We start from the raw sequence: 17,562 nt of genomic DNA, 5'->3' as shown, positions 1-17,562 counted from the left end.
AGGTCTCCCCCGCCGGTCAGAGGTTGTCCAGCGCGCCGGTACGGCGTACGGCGACGAGGTAGATGACCATGATCACCACCGGGATCGTCGCGACGGCCGCGGCGAACGGCAGGTTGTCGGCGGCGCCGATGTTGTCGTAGACGACGTTGCCGATGAGCTGGCTCTTGCCGCCGACGATCTTCACCGTGATGTAGTCGCCGAGCGAGAGCGAGAACGTGAAGATCGATCCCGCGATCACCGCGGGGACGGCCACGGGCCAGATGACGGTACGGAACGTCCGGAAGGTCCGGGCGCCGAGGTCACCCGCGGCGTCCAGCAGGGAGTTCGGCAGCCGCTCCAGGCCCGCGTAGATCGGCAGGATCATGTACGGCAGCCAGAGGTAGGCCAGAGTCGTGATCGTGGCCGGCAGGCCGTACCCCGGGCCGTGGATCCCGAACGGGTCGAGGATCCAGCTCAGCACCCCGGACCCGGAGAACATGATCCGCCAGGCGTACGCCTTGACCAGGTAACTGGCCCACAGCGGCGTCAGCACCGCGATCACCAGCCAGCGCTGGGCGCGCGGTGAGGCGATCTTAGCCATGTAGAAGGCCATGGGGAAGGCGACCGCGGCGTCGATGACGGTGACCGCCGCGGCCACGCCGACGCTCCGCACGGTGATGGTCCGGTAGACGGTCTGGCTCCACAGCTCCTGGAAGTTGTCCAGGTTGAACTGCTTGACCACCTCTCCGGTGAAGTCGTCCGTCGTCCAGAAGGCCGCGGCGAACAGCGCGGCGAGGGACCCGAGGTAGGCCACCACGAGCCACAGCAGCGGCGCGGACAGCAGCGTGGCCAGGCGGAGGTACGGCCGGCGGTGAAGCAGCCCGGCGAGCCGGCGAACCGGCCCGCCGGGCGTGGCGGTGATGCTCATCAGCCCTTGATCTGCGTCCAGGCCTGCGTCCACTTGGAGTAGTCCACGCACTTCACGTTCTTACGCCCGTCGAGGCACTGCGTGATCGGCGTGTTCCAGTAGTGGACCTTCGTCCAGTACGGCGCGTCGGCGGCGTGGTAGCTGGTGCAGAAGTTCTTGTCCTCCGTCAGCGTGCAGGCCTTGCTGTTGGCCGGCGCCTCACCCCAGCTCTCGGCGATCTGCGCGTTCACCTTCGGGGAGACCACCCAGTCGAGCCACTTGTAGGCGCAGTTCGGGTGCTGCGCCTTGGCCGCGACCATCCAGGTGTCGGACCACCCGGTGGCGCCCTCCTTCGGCAGCACCGTCTGGACCGGGGTCTTCTCGCCCGTCAGCCCGTTGGCGATGACCTGCCAGGTCGTACCGAGGACGGTGTCACCGGCCTTGAACGACTGCTGGATCTTGGTGGCGTCCGACCAGTACTCGCCGACGATCTGCTTCTGCTCCTTGAGCAGGTTCACCGCGGCGTCGAACTGCTTCTGGTCCAGCGCGTACGGGTCCTTGATGCCCAGGGCGGGCTGGGTCGACATCAGGTAGAGCGCGGCGTCGGCGATGTAGATCGGCGAGTCGTACGCGGTGATGTGACCCTTGTACGGGGAGTTCGGGTCGAACACCACGCTCCAGGAGTCGGGCGCGGTGGTGACCTTGTCCGTGCGCCACATCAGCATGTTCGCGCCACGGCCGTGCGGGATGCCGTACATCTTGCCGTTCACAGAGTTCCACGGCTTGTTCTTCAGGTCCGGGAAGATGTCGGCGTAGTTCGGGACCAGGCTCGTGTTGACCGGAGCGACGGTGCCGCCGGCGATCAGCCGCAGCGACGCGTCGCCCGAGGCGGAGACCGCGTCGTACTGGCCGGTCTTCATCAGGCTGACCATCTCGTCCGACGTGCCGGCCACCTTGTTGTTCACCTTGCAGCCGGTCTGCTGCTCGAACGGGTGGACCCAGTCGAGGTCCTTGTTGTTCGAGCCGTCCTCCACATAGCCGGCCCAGGAGACCAGGTTGACCTGGCCCTCGCCCTGGCCGAGCGACGTCAGCGCGGGGATGTTCGGGGGCGTGAACCCTCCGGCACCGGTCCCGCCGTGATGGGACCCGCCGCTTTTGCCGCCGCAGCCCGCGGCGAGAAGGGACACGGCGGCCATCGCGACGAGCGCGAGGCGCGTGGCGCGCATGGGAACTCCGATCAGATGAGGGGTTATCTCGGGGAAGACCGCGGCTCACGCCGCGGCGAGACGACCGGTCGGGCGGCGACCGGCCGGCATCACGTCGGACCGGCGATGGCGAACTCGTGCTCACGACGCCACGCGAGCCTGACCCGGGCTTCGCGCAGCTTGAGCACGTCCATCGAGGAGGACTGCAGGTTCTGCTGCAGTGCCACCAACCGGCCCCCGGCGTCGAGATCGACGACGAACCGGGTGGCCGCCCCCGCGTAGACGACCTCCGCCACCGTGCCGGTGGCGGAGTGCTCGTCTTCGGGCAGCTCCGCGTCGAGGTCCGTGTCGACGCGGAGCTTCTCCGGCCGGACGCTGTACACGCCCGGCCGGCCGAGTATCGACTGGGCCGCCTCACCCTCGATGAGGTTCGAGGTGCCGACGAACCCTGCGACGAACGCCGTCGCCGGCTGCTCGTACACGTCGGCGGGCGTCCCGACCTGCTCAATCCGGCCCGCGTTGAACACCGCGACCCGGTCGGCCATGGTCAGCGCCTCCTCCTGGTCGTGCGTCACGAACAGGAAGGTGATGCCGACCTCCCGCTGGATGGCCTTCAGCTCGACCTGCATCTCCTCGCGCAGCTTCAGGTCGAGGGCGCCGAGCGGCTCGTCGAGCAGGAGGACCTTGGGGCGGTTGACGAGCGCGCGTGCCAGCGCCACGCGCTGCCGCTGCCCGCCGGACAGCTGGCCCGGCCTGCGCGTCTCGAACCCCTCGAGACGGACGGACGCCAGCGCCTCCAGCGCGCGCTCGCGGCGCTCGGCCTTCGGGACCTTCTTCACCTTGAGGCCGTACTCGACGTTCGCCAGGACGTTCATGTGGGGGAACAGCGCGTAGTCCTGGAACACGGTGTTGACGTCGCGCTCGAACGGCGGCAGCTTCGTCACCTCGCGCCCGCCGAGGCGGATCGACCCGGAGGTCGGCGTCTCAAAACCGGCGATCATGCGCAGCACCGTCGTCTTGCCCGACCCGGAGGGGCCCAGCATGGCGAAGAACTCCCCGTCGCCGATCTCCAGGTCGACACCGTCGACGGCGCTGACCTCGCCGAAGGTCTTGCGCACCGCGCGGAGTTCGACCGCCGCGGAGACGCCGGGCTCTTCGGTGTTCATCTGAGTCATCTATCCCTTGATCTGCGTCCAGAGTTCCGTCCACTTCGCGTAGTCGACGCAACTCGTTCCGCGAGAATCACCACAGTCTGCGACCGGAGTCTTCCAGAACGCAAGACGCTTGTAGAAGTCGACGTCGCCCACGCGGAACTGCGTGCAGAAGCCCTTCGCCGCGTATTTGCAGGCCTTCGGGTTGGCCGGGGCCTCACCGAACCATTGCGCGACCGCCGCCTGCACCTTGGGGGACTCGATCCAGTTCATCCACTTGTACATGCAGTTCGGGTGCTCGGCGTGTGCCGCCACCATCCAGGTGTCCGACCACCCGGTGGCGCCCTCCGTCGGGATGGTGGTCCCGATCGGCGCCTTCTCCGACTTGGCGATGTTCGCCGTCACCTGCCAGGCCGTGCCCGCGTAGTTGTCACCGGCCTTGAACGCCTCGACCTCGTCCAGGTAGTTCGACCAGTACTGGTTGACGTTCGGGCGCTGCTGCTTCAGCAGCTCGACGGCGGCGTCGAACTGCTTCTGGTTCAGCTCGTACACGTCGGTGATCTTCAGGTCCGGACGGTGCGCCTTCAGGTAGAGCGCGGCGTCGGCGATGTAGATCGGCGAGTCGTACGCGACGACGTGGTCGGCGGCGGCGCTGCCCTTGTCCCAGACGATGCTCCAGGACGGCGGCGTGCCCGGGATCTTGTCCGTGCGGTACGTGAGGTAGTTCGCGCCGTAGCCGTGCGGCGCGCCGTACATCTGGCCCTTGACCGAGTTGTACGGCTGGTTCTTCAGGTACGACGGGATGTCGCGGTAGTTCTTCAGCAGGTTGGTGTTGACCGGCGCGACCAGGCCGCCGTAGATGAGCCGCAGCGACGAGTCGCCGGAGGCCGAGACGCCGTCGTACTGCCCGGTCTTCATCAGGGCGTACATCGAGTCGGACGTGTCGGCGACCTTCGCGTTGACCTTGCAGCCGGTCCTCTTCTGGAAGGCGTGCACCCAGTCGACGTGCCTGTCGGTGGAGCCGTCCTCGGCGTACCCGGCCCAGATGACCAGGTTGAGCCGGCCCTCGGAGGCCCCGATCTCCTGCTGCACGGGCAGGCGCGGCACCGCCTGGGCCTTGCCCCCGTTGGAGTCGCCGCCGCACCCGGCCGCGGCCAGGACGAGCGCCGCGGCGCAGGCGAACCTGGTGAGGGACTTCGGCTTGAGAACGGACCTCATGGACCCGCGGGCCGTACGGCCCCGCGTTCCGGCGAACATCATGACAGCTCCTCGTCCAGCGCGACCTCATAGCGCAGGTTGACCAGGCGCACCACAGAAGAATGGGCGCCGAGCGGCTCGGCGCAGCCGAGGCCCGCGTCGCTGGCGAGCTTGGCGAGGCGCTCGAAGTCGATCTCCGGTCCGATGACGAACGGGGCGATGGCGATACGCTGCCCGCCGGACTCGCGCAGCCGCCCGACCGCGTCGGACACCGTCGGACGGCCGTCGATGGACGCGGCGACGACGGGGACGGCGAGCCGCGCGGCGAGGAGGACGGCGGTCATGTCGGCCTCCCGGACGGCCGGGTCGCCACCGACCGTGGCGACGACGACGCCGTCGACGGACGCGCCGATGCTGAACTGCCGGATCCGGTCGGCGCGCGCCAGGCCGCTGTCCGCGAGCCGCACGTGCAGTGCCTCGGCCAGCAGCGGGTGGGGGCCGAGCGGATCGGTGACGGTCGCCCGCGCGCCGGTCTCCGCGACCACCGTGTTGATGGCCTGGTACGTCTGCGAGTGCGGGCCGGTGACCAGCGGGACCACGACCGCCGCACGGCCCTCGGGCAGGCCGCGCAGGACCTCCCCCAGCACGGGCCCGGCGATGGGCGCGACCCGGATGTCGATGTCGGTACGGGACGTGCGGATGAACCCCGCGATCTCGTCGCCGACGTCCGGGACCGTTCCGGGTACCGCCAGGACGAGGACCGGTGCGTCGGGGGGAAGATCGCCGCTGCCCGGTCGGCGGTGACGCCCGCCGGGTAGCGGCGAGCGTCCACGTACGGGGAGCGTCTCCGGGGGCTGGTCGTCATGGATCACGATCGCGGATTCTAGGGGTGTCCGGCGGAGGATGCGGAGCCCTTGTCACCGAACGTCCGAAATCCAGTTCTCGGCCCGACCTGAGAAACTTGGTCCGATAAACGCGCCCCTACCTGCAGTTATTCGTCCCGAATGACACCGGGTTCACCTCCGACTACGGGAGTGTTTGATGCCCGATATTTACAGAGGCGGCCAGTTCCCGCCGTGATGTCTAGTAGAGTGCCGCGCGTTCACACGGTGTTTCCCCCGCCTCACTGAAAGTCGAGCCTGTCGCGGTGCAATCTAAGGACCGACGAGTGGGATCAGATGTCAGTCGGCGGTCGTCCCGGTCCCGGGTCGGCCGCGTGTTCGGGTCAGTCCGCTTCAAGATAGTTCTGCTGCTCATCGTCCCGTTGGTGTCACTCAGCACCTTGTGGGTGTTCGCAGCGAGCATCACCTTGGGCGACGGCCTGAACCTGCGACATGTCAACACGATCCAGGATCATCTGAACTACCCCTCCGGGGGTCTGGGCAGCGCGCTGGAGCAGGAGCGCCGGTTGTCCGTGGTCTTCCTGGCCAGCAAGTCGGCCGGCGACCGGGCGTCGATGGAGTCCGGCCGTCTCGTCACCGACCGGCAGGCCGACCTGTTCCGCCGGCTGGCCACCGACGCGGGCGCGCAGAAGGACGCCACCGCCGAGGCACGGCAGTGGACACACGAGGTCATCGTGCACCTCGACAACCTGCAGAACAAGCGCAAGTCGATCGACAGCGGCAAGGAAAGCCGCATGCAGGCGTTCAACGACTACACCGACACGATCTCCGACGTCATCGCCCTGCAGTCGTCGCTGTCGACCCTGAGCGACCCGGACGTCACCAAGGACGCCAAGAACGAGGTCGCCCTGGCCCGGGCGCGCGAGGTCCTCTCCCAGGAGGACGCGCTGCTGGCCGGCGCGCTGGCCACCGGCCGCCTGACGTTCTCCGAGCACGTGCAGTTCACCAAGCTCGTCGGCACCCAGCGCAGCCTCTACGACCAGATCGTCCCGGACCTCCGGCCCGCCGACCGCGCCTACTACCAGCGGATCATCTCGACGCCCGAGTTCACCGGTCTGCAGGCGCTGGAGGACCAGTTCACCGACAACATGCCGGAGCAGCCCCGCGCGGGCATGGCCGGCAAGGCCGCCCCGAAGCCGCTGGCCGGCATGGACGTCAAGTGGAAGATCAAGGTCAGCTCCATCCTGACGCGACTGCGCGGCCTGGAGCTGTCGTCGACGGCGAGCGCCGCCCAGCGTGCCAAGCCCGTCTCCGACGGCATCATCCGGAACGTCGCGCTGGCCGGCGCGCTCGGTCTGATCGCGGTCATCGCCTCGCTCGCCCTGTCGCTGTGGGTGGGCCGCTCGGTCGTCCGCGACCTGACCGGCCTGCGCCGCGCCGCCCTCGACCTGGCGAACGAGCGGCTGCCGAGCGTCATCCGGCGGCTGCGCCGCGGTGAGGACGTCGACGTCGCCGCCGAGGCCCCGCCGCTGTCCTTCGGCACCCAGGAGATCGACCAGGTCGGCCAGGCGTTCAACGCCGCACGGCGCACCGCGATCCAGGGCGCGGTCGAGGAGGCCGGACTGCGGCGCAGCATCAGCGAGGTCTTCCTCAACCTGGCGCGCCGCAACCAGGCGCTGCTGCACCGCCAGCTCAGCCTGCTGGACTCCATGGAACGCCGGGTCACCGAGCCGGACGAGCTGGACGACCTGTTCCGCCTCGACCACCTCGCGACCCGCATGCGCCGCCACGCGGAAGGCCTCATCATCCTGTCCGGGCAGACGCCCGGCCGTGGCTGGCGCAACCCGGTCCCGGTCGTCGACGTCGCCCGCGCCGCCGCCGCCGAGGTGGAGGACTACGCGCGGGTCACCGTGTCCGCCATGCCTCGCGTGGCCGTCGCCGGCCCCGCGGTCGCCGACCTCATCCACCTGCTCGCCGAGCTCATCGAGAACGCGACGCTGTTCTCCCCGCCCGACACCACCGTCCAGGTCACCGGCCAGCTCGTGGCGCACGGCTTCGCGTTCGAGGTGGAGGACCGCGGCCTGAGCATGGACCAGGCGACCATCGAGCGCGCCAACGAGCGGCTGACGAACCCGCCGGACTTCGACCTGTCCAACAGCGCCCAGCTCGGCCTGTTCGTCGTCGGCCGGCTGGCCCAGCGGCACCGCGTACAGGTCACGCTCCGCACCTCGCCGTACGGCGGTACGACCGCGATCGTCCTGCTGCCCGACGCGATCGTCTCCCGCGGAGACGAACGGCCCGAGCTGGAGGCCGGCCCGCCCGCGACGACACGGCGCGGCGAGGAGGCGCTGGTCCCGATCGGCGCCATCGGCGCGCCGACCGGCCCGAACCCCACGGACACCGGCCCGATCGGGGGTCCGATCACCGGGCCCATCCAGGCGATCCGGGGCGACCGGCCGCCGCTTCCCCAGCGTCGCGGTGACACCGGTGCGCAGGCCGCCTACACCACCGGCCCGTACGACGCGAAGCCGTACGGCACCGCCCCCCGCGGCTCCGACGCCCGGTCGCAGGACTCCGGCGGCGCGGACACGGGAGCCGGCACGGGATCGTTCCCGGTCCCGGGCTCCGACACCGGATCGTTCCCGGCCACCGGCTACGGGACGGGCGCGTACTCCGCGGGCCTCGGCGGTTACGACGCCGTCCCCACCGCGTACGGCGAGGGGCCGCAGGAGACGGACGACTACAAGGCGGGGAGCACGACCGGCTTCTCGTCCGGCACGAGCGGGTACTCCCCGAGTCCGCCGTCGTACGAGGACGGTGCCGGATCGGGCGGCGCGCGGAGCGACCGGCCGGCGTCCGGCGGCGAGACCGGCGAGAACCGGCCGCCGCTGCCGTCCCGCCGCGGCGGGACGTCCGAGGAGCGGCCGCCGCTCCCGGGCCGACACGGCGGAGCGCCGTCCCCGGGCCGTTCGCTGTTCGAACCGTCCGAGGAGCCCGCGGACACCGCCGTTCCCGACACCACCGCGTCGGCCGGTTTCACGAGCACCGGTTCCACGGCCTCCGGGACCAGGCCGGCACTGCCGCGCCGGGTCCGGCAGGCGAACCTGGCCCCCCAGCTTCGCGAAGAGGCCGAGCCTGTGGACAATGCGACCAGCAATGAGCGTTCGCCGGAGGAGCTCCGCACGATGCTGAGCTCGATTCAGAAGGGATGGCTGCGCGGCCGCTCGGACGCCGAGCAGACCGCCACCCATCACGAAGAGGAGGACATCTGATGTCAGCGGGTTCTGCGGGGGAACTCAACTGGCTGCTGGACAGCCTCGTCACCCGTGTCGCCCAGGTGCGGCAGGCGGTGGTGCTCTCCAGTGACGGCCTGCTGGTCGGCTCGTCCGCCGGCCTGACCCGGGAGGACGCCGAGCACCTGTCGGCGGTCGCGGCGAGCTTCCAGAGCCTCGCGCGCAGCGCCGGACGCCAGTTCGGCGGAGGCGGCGTACGCCAGACGATCGTCGAGATGGACCACGCGTTCCTGTTCGTCACGGCGGCGGGCTCGGGCGCCTGCCTCGCGGTGCTGGCGGGATCGGACGCGGACGTCGGTATGATCGCCTACGAGATGGCGATGCTGGTCAAGCGCGTCGGCCAGCACATGTCGACCCTGCCTCGCTCAGCCGTGGAATCGTGAGGCCGGATGATCGTGCGAGGACAACACAACGGGCACCCGGCGATGTCGCCCTCTCCACGACGGCCCACGAGGCGGGACGGCTGAATGAGCGAATGGCTCGACGACGAGGCCGGGCCGGTGGTCCGGCCGTACGCGCTCACGCGAGGCCGGACCAGGGCCTCGCGAGAGGGCTTCGACCTGATCGCGATCATCGCGACGGCGGCGACGTCGACGTTCGCTCCGCCGAACGCCGGCCCGGAGCACGTCGCCATCCTTGACCTGTGCGTGCGCCCGCTCTCGGTGGCGGAGATCTCGGCGAAGCTGAAACTCCCCCTGGGCGTCGTCCGGGTCCTGCTGGGGGATCTGCTCGACCTCGGGCTGATCGTCGTACGCCGTCCTGAAACAGAGAACCGTCTTCCCAACGAACGGGTTTTGAAGGAAGTGCTCAATGGACTCCAGGCGCTCTGACCCCTCACGGGGCGCTGCCGCCATGCCGCTCGCCGTGAAGATCCTCGTCGCGGGCGGATTCGGCGTGGGAAAGACGACCCTGGTGGGCGCCGTCAGCGAGATCAAGCCGCTGCGGACCGAGGAACAGCTGACGGACCGCAGCGTCGGCATCGACGACACCTCCGGCGTGGAGCGCAAGACCACGACGACCGTGGCGATGGACTTCGGCCGCATCACCATCCGCGACGGTCTCGTCCTGTACCTGTTCGGCACACCCGGCCAGGACCGGTTCTGGTTCATGTGGGACGAGCTGGCCCTCGGCGCCCTCGGCGCCGTCGTCCTCGCCGACTCCTTTCCCTCCATCGACTACTTCGAGCGGCGGCGGCTGCCGTTCATCGTGGGCGTCAACTGCTTCGACGGCGCGATCCAGTACGACACCGAGGAGATCCGCGCCGCGCTCGACCTGGACCCCAGGGTCCCGATCATCCTGTGCGACGTACGCCGGCGCGAGTCCGGCAAGCAGGTCCTGATCGCCCTCGTCGAGCACGTCCTGTCGGTGATGGCCGAGCGCCAGCGCCAGGCCGGCGCGGTCATCCACTAGTGCGGTGCGGAGCGCCCCGCGTGCTCCGGGCCAGGGACGGCGGCTTCCCGAGCGCGTCGCGTGGAACACGCCCAATTTGAAGCGATAGTTCGCCTATCGGCCGCGATATCACTCTCTGTGGCTAACGCCAGGTCCGAGGGGGAATGCCGGGCCGGTGAGCGCGGAAAAGTGACGGGCGGCGACATCGAACTGCCCAGAAGGGTGGTGCCCGCTTCCGGTGATGGGGACAATGGGCTGACGTCCCTGCTCACTCAGAGTTATGGTGCGAGACCATGCCCGTTGACCCCGAGCCCCCCAGCGGCGGGAGCGGCTCCCCGCCGCCCGGCGATCCCGGCCGGGCCGCCGGGCTGCCGCATGAGCCTCCCGCCGCGGAGGCCGGCGCACCGTCCTCCGCCCCCCGGCCCTCCCGCGCGCCCCGCTCCCGGCGCACCGGGCGCGCGCCGGCGACGCGGGCGTCCTCGGCCGGCGAGCCGGCTGCGGACGGGCCCGGACGGCGCGGCACGGTGTCACTCGAGGAGATCCGGTCGCTGCTGACCGGCCTCACCGAGGCCGTCGGCAGGGAGCACGAGCGGGCGGCGCACCGGGAGCGCGTCATCGACCGGCTGCACGAGGACAACCAGCGGCTGCGCCACGGCGAGCTGCAGGCCACGTTCGAGCCGGTGCGCGCGGCGTTGTACCGCCTCTACGACCTGGTGCGGCGGGAGGCCGAGCGGGAGACGGCCGACCCCGCCCACACACCGGTGCTGCTCGCGGCGATCGCCGACGAGCTGGCCGAGATCCTCGCCCGCACCGGCGTCGAGCGGATGCCCGTCGAGACCGGTGAGCCGTTCGACCCGGCGCGGCACCGCCCCTCGGGCACCGAGGACGTGGCGGACGCGGACCTCGACGGCACGGTGGCCCGGGTACAGCGGGCCGGCTTCGTCCGTGGTGACCGGATCGTACGACGCGCCGAGGTGATCATCGCCCGGGTGGCGGCCGAACCCGTCGGAGGAGAATGAGATGGCTGTCTACGGTATCGACCTGGGCACGACGCACTCGTGCATCGCGCGCGTCGACGACGTCGGCCGGCCGGCCGTGCTGCGCAACATGGAGGGCACCGACACGACGCCGTCGGTCGTCTACTTCGAGTCCGCCGACAACGTCGTCGTCGGCGCGCCGGCGAAGGACACCGCGGTACTGTTCCCCGACCTGGTGGTCAGCCTGATCAAGCGGGACATGGGCCACGAGGTGCCGCGTGAGCTGCACGAGCGGGACTACTCCCCCGAGGAGATCTCCGCGTTCGTCCTGCGCAAGCTGGTGGCCGACGCCACGGCGACGACGGGCGAGGAGGTCCGCGACGTCGTGATCACGGTGCCGGCCTACTTCGGGGCCGCCGAGCGGGACGCCACCCGCAAGGCGGGCCACATCGCCGGGCTGAACGTCATCGACATCATTTCCGAGCCGATCGCCGCCGCCATCACGTACGGCGTGCTCAACCCCGCGACGGCGGACGGCGGCGGGGACGACGGCGACGAGTCCGCCGACCGCACGATCCTCGTGTACGACCTCGGCGGCGGTACCTTCGACACCACGGTCATCACCCTGCGCGGCGGCGACATCTCCGTCGTCTGCACCGACGGCGACCACGAGCTCGGCGGCGCCGACTGGGACGCCCGGGTCGTCGAGTACCTCGCCGAGCGGTTCGCCGAGGAGCACCCCGACGTCGGTGATCCCCTCGACGACAAGCACACCGAGCAGCAGCTGCGGCACGACGCGGAGGAGGCCAAGAAGGCCCTGTCGCTGCGCACCCGGCATGTCGTCCGCGTCATGCACGAGGGCCGGGTGGCGACGGTCGAGCTGACCAGGGACACGTTCGAGGAGATCACCAAGGACCTGCTCGACCGCACCATCGAGATCACCGGCCGGACGCTCGCCACCGCGGCCGGGAAGGGCGTGGCCGACTACGACGACCTCGTGCTCGTCGGCGGCTCCACGAAGATGCCCGCCGTGCAGCGGCGGCTGGCCGGCGAGCTGGCCCTGAGCCCCCGGCTGCAGGACCCGGACCTGGCGGTCGCCAAGGGCGCCGCGCTGTACGCCTTCGAGGAGACCTACCGGCAGCTCCTGGCCAAGGGCGAGACGGACAAGGCCCTGGACCTGGCGACCCGGGCCGGCCTGTCCGAGAGCGACCAGGAGCGGATGGCCGCCCGGCAGATCACGACCGTGGCCTCCCGCGCCTTCGGGGTCATCGCGCTGGACCCGGACACCGAGCAGGAGCACGTCGTCCACCTCGTGCACGCCAACGACGCGCTCCCCCGCGGCAAGACCCGCGAGTTCGGCACCGTCGATGAGGACCAGACGATCGTGAAGATCATCGTGGTCGAGCAGGCGGGCAGCGCGGAGTCGACCGAGGTCGCCCACAACACGCCCATCGCCGACGGCGAGCTGAAGATCCCGCCCGGCAAACCCGCGGGCTGGCCCATCGAGGTCACCTTCGCCCTCGACACCTCCGGGCTGCTGCACGTCACGGCCGTGGAGAAGGAGACCGCCGAGGAGCTGAAGCTCGAGGTGCGCGTCGGCGGGATGTCCGAGGAAGAGGTGCACCAGTCGCGCACCGACCTGGCCCACATACGCGTCGACTAGTGGTCTTTGACGAACGGCGCTATGTCCGGGAGGTGCTGGAGCCCGCCAGGGCGGCCGGGGACCAGCCGCCCGACGACCTGCGCCTGCGCTACGCCCTGCCGGACCCCCTCGTCCCCCGCGAGCTGGCCGAGCACGTCAAGCAGGTGCGCACCTGCTGGCGCAAGGCGCGGGGCCGGCTGCGGTTCCGGCGGCTGATCGACCGACTGGAGGGCGAGCACCTGAGGCTCGCGCCGCTGTTCGAGCGGGCGGCGGCGGGCGACCCGGCGCCGCTGCGCGCCGAGATCGCCGCGGCGGGCGACCGTGCCGCGCGCCGCCGCGCCGAACTGCGGGACCGGCTGCTCGACGCCGCCGGGGACCTGCGCATGCTGTCGCCCGCCGACCTGCGGGAGATCGGTGGTGAGGCCGCGGACGTCGCCCGCGCCACCGGCATCGAGGTCCGGGACCCGGACCCGCTGCCGGCCGCGCCGCCCTACGCCGGGTACGCCCGGGCCCGCGACGCGCTGGACGCCCTCGGCGCGCGGCACCTGCGCGAGTTCCTGACCGGCGAGCCGCACGCCGGTCATGTCCTCGGCGAGATCCCCGACCTGCGGCCCGCGGCGCAGCGGGTCGGCGAGCAGTGGAGCCGGCGGCCGCACGACGGCAACCGCACGAACGCCGACACGGTCCTGGTCGCGGTGCGGCAGGTCGGCACCCGGCTGGCGGAGCTCGTCCGCTACGACGTGGTGGCGCGGCTGCGCGAGCGGCACCAGCAGCGGGCCTCGGAGGGCGCGCTGCTGCGGTACGCCGTCGACGACCTCGGCGTGGACCGCGACGACGCGCGCCGCCTGGTCTTCGCGATCCGCCGGGAGACCGCCCCGGAGGGCGGCCTGACCGCGCGGCTGCGCGACCTCATCGACGCCGGCGAGGTGCAGGCGGCCGCCGAGCTGGCCGAGGTGGCGGGCCAGGCGGGCGAGCCGGCCGGTGACGCGCGGGTCCTCGCGGACGAGGCGCGGCGCCGGGTGGCGGCGGCGACGGCGCTGCGCCAGGAGGCGGCGTCCCTCCTGCTGACCGACCCTGACGGGGCATGGCTGCGGCTTGCCGACGCGCTCCGGCTGGTCGGCGACCTGCCGGGCGCGGCCGAGTTGCAGGCCGGGCTGCCGCCGCAGGCACCCGGGCGGCTCGAGGCGGCCGTCGACGGCGCCGCGGTCGCGTTGTCCTGGTCGCCGTCGCCGTCCCGGGTCGGTGAGATCGGGTACGTCGTGCTGCGCTGCCTGGGGCGGGTTCCTCGGCATCCCGGTGACGGGGAGCGGCTCGCGGCCGAGGCCGCCCACGCCCGTGACGGCGCGCCCCCGCTGAACGCCCCCGTCTACTACGCGGTGTTCGCCGTACGCGGCTCGGCGGCGTCGGCGCCGGCGGTCGCCGGGCCGGTCCTCGTGCGGCCGGAGCCGGCGGACGTCGTCGTGACCGCCGCGGACCGCGTGGTCGCGGGCCGCTGGTCCTGCCCGCCCGAGGCGGTCCGCGTCGTCGTGACCCGGGACGGCACGCCCGTCCCGGCTGCGCGCACCGGCTTCCGCGACGAGACCGGCCGCAACGGGACGACGAACCACGACCGCATCGCCGCCGCGTACCTCGGCGCCGACGGCCGGGAGACCGTCACGGCCGGCGTGCACGCCGCGGCGACGCCCGCCGCCCGCCCCGCTCCCGTGACCGGGCTCGGCGTCGAGCCCGACCCCGCCGGGCGGCTCGTCGTCACCTTCGACCCGCCCGCCGAGGGCGAGGTGGAGCTCGTCGCGATGGACGCGCCGCCGCCCTGGCCGCCGGGCACGACGCTGCCGCTGGAGGACGTCCGGCGCATCGGCCGGCTCCTGCGCGCGGCGCCCGCCCCGGGCGGCCTCACGGTGCGGACCGGTCCCGGGGTGCTGCTGGCCGTGTCCGTCGCCGGGGACCTCGCCACGATCGGCGCCCACCGCGAGCACGTGAGCCTGACGCCGCCGCGCGAGCTGATCGCCGAGCGGCGCGGCGAGGTGATCGTCCTGGGCTTCGACTGGCCGCCGGACGTCACCGAGGTCGAGGTGGCCTGGCGGCCGGCCACCGGTGCCGAGCGCCGCCTGCCGGTCGGCCGGGCGGGCTACGACGCTCACGGCGGCGTCCGTCTCCCGGCTCCCCCGGACGAGACGGTCAAGATCGAGGTCGCCGCGGCGGGGACGGCGCAGGGACGGCGGGTCACCGGCTCCCCCGTGACCACCGTCGTGCCGGGCCGCACCACCGTCGGCTACGAGGTGCGGCGGCCCCGCCTGCGCGGCCCGCTCACCGTCACCCTGTCCGCCGCCGTGCCCGTACGCCTGCGGCGGCTCGTCCTCGTCACCCGCCCGGGTCCCATGCCGCAGCGGCCCGGCGACGGCCGGACCGTGATGACGTGGGACGACGTGGAGGTGCCCGCGCGCCTGGAGGTCGCGCTGCCGCGCCTGCCCCGGCCGTTCTGGGTGCGCTGCTTCGCCGAAGACGACACAATCGAGCTGCGCGACCCTCCGGTCCGCCACCTGAAAGTGGGCTGATGCCGTCGATCACCTGCCCCTACTGTTTCGCGACGGTGGAGCGCGAGCGGATCGCGTTCCGGTGTGCGGGCAGTCCCGGACGCGGTCCCGGCTGCACGCCGCGGCTCGACGAGCGGCTGGCCGCCTACACCGGGTCCGCGGCTGCCGCGTCGCTGCCTCCCGTCTTCGGCCCGCCGGAGCCGCCGGCGCGGCTGCGGATCGGCCGGGCTCCGGCCCGCCGTGCCGTCTGCCCCGAATGCGGGCAGACCACGGCACGCCGCGCGTGCCCGGAGTGCCACAACCCGCTGCCCGCGGCGTACTGCGAGACGCCCGGGAAGATCGTCGCCCTGGTCGGCGCGAAGAACTCCGGCAAGAGCACCTACATCGCGGTGCTGCTGCACGAGCTGTCGCACCGGATCGGCGCGGAGCTCGGCACCTCGCTCGTGGCGTGCGACGACCGCACGATCGAGCGGTACAAGCGCGACTTCCACCGGCCGCTGTTCGGGGAGCGGCGGCTGCTGCCCGCGACCGCCAGCGCCGTGACGACGCCACGCGACCCGCTGGTGTACCTCCTCACCCGGACCCGGCGCCGCCGCCTGCGGCAGCGGGACATGTCCCTGACGCTGGTGCTGTTCGACACGGCGGGCGAGGACCTGCGCAGCCGTGACGTCACCGACCTGCATCTGCGCTACCTCGCGGCGGCCGACGCCATCATCTTCCTCGTCGACCCCGTCGAGCTGAAGACCGGGAACGGCGATCCGGACGGTGACCCGGTCAACGTCATCGCCCGGGTCACCGAGCTGCTGCGCGCGGGCCGGGACGTCCCGCACGGCAGGCGGCTGCCGGTCCCCGCCGCCGTGGCCCTCACCAAGATCGACGCGTTGCCGCTCGACGGAGCGCTGCGGCGTCACCCCGAGCGGTCCGACGTCCTCGACCTGGACGACCGGGAGGCCGTGCACGAGCAGGTACGCGCGCTGCTGCACGACTGGCAGGCCGGCGAGCTCGACCGCTACCTCGGGCACGAGTACGCCGAGTACGGCCTGTTCGGGGTGTCCGCCCTCGGCGGCGTCCCCCGCGACGGCGCGGTCGGTACGGGCGGCATCCGCCCGTACCGCGTCGAAGACCCGCTGCTGTGGCTGCTGTACCGGTTCGGGATGCTCGACGAGGCCCGCGGATGATCTGGCGGCTGACCTACACCTCTGCCGAGCGCGGCCCGACGGGCCGGTCGGGCTTCCAGTTCGTCGGCATGACGCCGGGCACGCCGTCCGGCGTCGTCGGCGCGGTGACCCCCTACATGGCGTACCGGCCTCCACCGGGGGCCCCGTCCGCGCCCGGCCCCGACGAGCTGGTGGGCTTCCCGACCGCGCTGACCTACGGTCGCGCGGACGGGTACACCGTGCTGGCCCACTGCCGTTACACCGGCCGCGACTACTCGGGCCGGTACGGCAACTTCCTCGGACAGGCGGTCGTGGCCACGCCGGAGGAGATGGAGGGCCTGCGGCCCATCGAGTTCTGGGATTCCCCTCTGTGGGACTCCCCCCTGCAGGATCCTCCTCTGGGCGACTCTCCCGGCTCGGACGGCCCGGCGCCGGAGGACGCGGCGCCGGCCGTCCTGGCACCCGGCACGGCGTTCGACCCGGACTCGCTCCTCGATCGGCTCGGCGGCGACCGCGCGCACGACCGGCTCGCCGCGATCCTCGACGCCGTGGCCACGGTGGTGGACGCCGGGCACGGCCGGGTGGTCCTCGTCGCCGAGGACACCGAGGCCGTAGCCCGGTGGATCGCCGCGGTGTCGTACTCGCTGCCCGCCGAGCTCGCGGCCGACCTGTCGTTCACGACCTACGCCGCCGACCTGGAGACGGCTCCGCACGTCATCGTCGGCACGGTCCCGTCCGCCTGCCCGGAAGGCGGTTTCCGCCTCGACGAGCCCTTCTCCCCGAACGGCGCGCGGCCGGGCCGGTTCGCGCGGGTGATCACGGACTGCTGGCGGACCGGCGACCTGGACGGCATCGACGCCGTCGGTGAACTGATCTCGGAGACGCCGGCCCCCGTGCGGGACCCGGGCGGCCCTGGCCGGCCGGCGGGCGGCGAGGTCCCCGCGCCGGAGGACACGGCGGCACGAAGTTCCCGGTCCCCGGGCCGGCCGCCGGACGGTGGCGTCTCCGCGCCCGGGACCGCGGCGGCACGAAATCCCGGTCCCCCGGACCAGGTGGCGGCCGGCGGCGTTCCCGCACCCGAGACCGCGGCCGCGCGGCACCCCGGTCCCCCGCACCTGCCGCCGGCCGGCGGCGTCGCCGCGCCGGAGGACGCGGCACGGGACGCCCGCCGTCCCGGCCGGGCGGCGGGGGCTCCGCGCTCGACGGCGCGGCGGCGCTGCTCGCGCTGTGCCGGGGGGACACGTCCGTCTCCCCAGGGGAGCAGTCGGTCTGCGCCAGGCTGATCCGCG

At 72.3% G+C, this 17,562-nt stretch carries 14 protein-coding genes; 9 read left to right on the top strand and 5 right to left on the bottom strand.

Annotated features, from left to right (window positions below):
• Positions 1-16: 16 nt before the first annotated feature.
• The 5 genes from NE235_RS25620 to NE235_RS25600 form a co-directional block, all read right to left on the bottom strand.
• Positions 17-907 carry an ABC transporter permease gene (locus NE235_RS25620; protein WP_252807334.1) on the bottom strand — a complete coding sequence of 297 codons (891 nt, stop codon included), beginning with the start codon at positions 905-907 and terminating at the stop codon, positions 17-19.
• Complete coding sequence (locus tag NE235_RS25615) at positions 907-2,112, bottom strand: ABC transporter substrate-binding protein (protein WP_252807331.1); 1,206 nt, start codon at positions 2,110-2,112, stop codon at positions 907-909. The genes NE235_RS25620 and NE235_RS25615 overlap by 1 nt, the downstream gene beginning before the upstream one ends.
• Positions 2,113-2,201: 89 nt before the next feature.
• Positions 2,202-3,257, bottom strand: a complete 1,056-nt coding sequence (locus NE235_RS25610) for an ABC transporter ATP-binding protein (protein ID WP_252807329.1) — start codon at positions 3,255-3,257, stop codon at positions 2,202-2,204.
• A 9-nt stretch (positions 3,258-3,266) separates the two neighbouring features.
• Positions 3,267-4,502 carry an ABC transporter substrate-binding protein gene (locus tag NE235_RS25605; protein ID WP_252807327.1) on the bottom strand — a complete coding sequence of 412 codons (1,236 nt, stop codon included), beginning with the start codon at positions 4,500-4,502 and terminating at the stop codon, positions 3,267-3,269.
• Positions 4,499-5,311 carry a sirohydrochlorin chelatase gene (locus tag NE235_RS25600; protein ID WP_252807325.1) on the bottom strand — a complete coding sequence of 271 codons (813 nt, stop codon included), beginning with the start codon at positions 5,309-5,311 and terminating at the stop codon, positions 4,499-4,501. Before NE235_RS25600 ends, NE235_RS25605 begins: the two co-directional genes overlap by 4 nt.
• A gap of 395 nt (positions 5,312-5,706) precedes the next feature.
• On the opposite strand from NE235_RS25600, the gene NE235_RS25595 reads away from it, so the two are divergent.
• The 9 genes from NE235_RS25595 to NE235_RS37675 all read left to right on the top strand — a co-directional run bounded on the left by NE235_RS25595 (position 5,707) and on the right by NE235_RS37675 (position 17,556).
• The gene (locus NE235_RS25595; protein WP_252807324.1) at positions 5,707-8,553 is read left to right on the top strand and encodes a nitrate- and nitrite sensing domain-containing protein; all 2,847 of its coding nucleotides are present in this window, start codon (positions 5,707-5,709) and stop codon (positions 8,551-8,553) included.
• Positions 8,553-8,957, top strand: a complete 405-nt coding sequence (locus tag NE235_RS25590; RefSeq protein ID WP_252807322.1) for a roadblock/LC7 domain-containing protein — start codon at positions 8,553-8,555, stop codon at positions 8,955-8,957. The genes NE235_RS25595 and NE235_RS25590 overlap by 1 nt, the downstream gene beginning before the upstream one ends.
• Before the next feature lie 84 nt (positions 8,958-9,041).
• Positions 9,042-9,404, top strand: a complete 363-nt coding sequence (locus NE235_RS25585; protein ID WP_252778214.1) for a DUF742 domain-containing protein — start codon at positions 9,042-9,044, stop codon at positions 9,402-9,404.
• On the top strand, positions 9,385-9,984 hold the full coding sequence (locus NE235_RS25580) for a GTP-binding protein (protein ID WP_406567637.1): 600 nt from the start codon (positions 9,385-9,387) through the stop codon (positions 9,982-9,984). Before NE235_RS25585 ends, NE235_RS25580 begins: the two co-directional genes overlap by 20 nt.
• 272 nt (positions 9,985-10,256) lie before the next feature.
• Positions 10,257-10,982 carry a nucleotide exchange factor GrpE gene (locus tag NE235_RS25575; RefSeq protein WP_252807316.1) on the top strand — a complete coding sequence of 242 codons (726 nt, stop codon included), beginning with the start codon at positions 10,257-10,259 and terminating at the stop codon, positions 10,980-10,982.
• Position 10,983: 1 nt separating this feature from the next.
• A complete protein-coding gene (locus NE235_RS25570) occupies positions 10,984-12,603 on the top strand; it encodes an Hsp70 family protein (protein ID WP_252807315.1) in 1,620 nt (539 codons plus the stop codon).
• A complete protein-coding gene (locus NE235_RS25565; protein WP_252807312.1) occupies positions 12,603-15,137 on the top strand; it encodes a hypothetical protein in 2,535 nt (844 codons plus the stop codon). Before NE235_RS25570 ends, NE235_RS25565 begins: the two co-directional genes overlap by 1 nt.
• A complete protein-coding gene (locus NE235_RS25560; protein WP_252807311.1) occupies positions 15,137-16,294 on the top strand; it encodes a TRAFAC clade GTPase domain-containing protein in 1,158 nt (385 codons plus the stop codon). The genes NE235_RS25565 and NE235_RS25560 overlap by 1 nt, the downstream gene beginning before the upstream one ends.
• On the top strand, positions 16,291-17,556 hold the full coding sequence (locus tag NE235_RS37675) for a GAP1-N2 domain-containing protein (protein ID WP_289849205.1): 1,266 nt from the start codon (positions 16,291-16,293) through the stop codon (positions 17,554-17,556). Before NE235_RS25560 ends, NE235_RS37675 begins: the two co-directional genes overlap by 4 nt.
• Positions 17,557-17,562: the final 6 nt, after the last annotated feature.

The sequence above is a fragment of the Actinoallomurus spadix genome (genome assembly GCF_024055725.1).
Lineage (GTDB): Bacteria > Actinomycetota > Actinomycetes > Streptosporangiales > Streptosporangiaceae > Actinoallomurus > Actinoallomurus spadix.
This window is presented reverse-complemented; position numbering and strand designations above follow the sequence as displayed.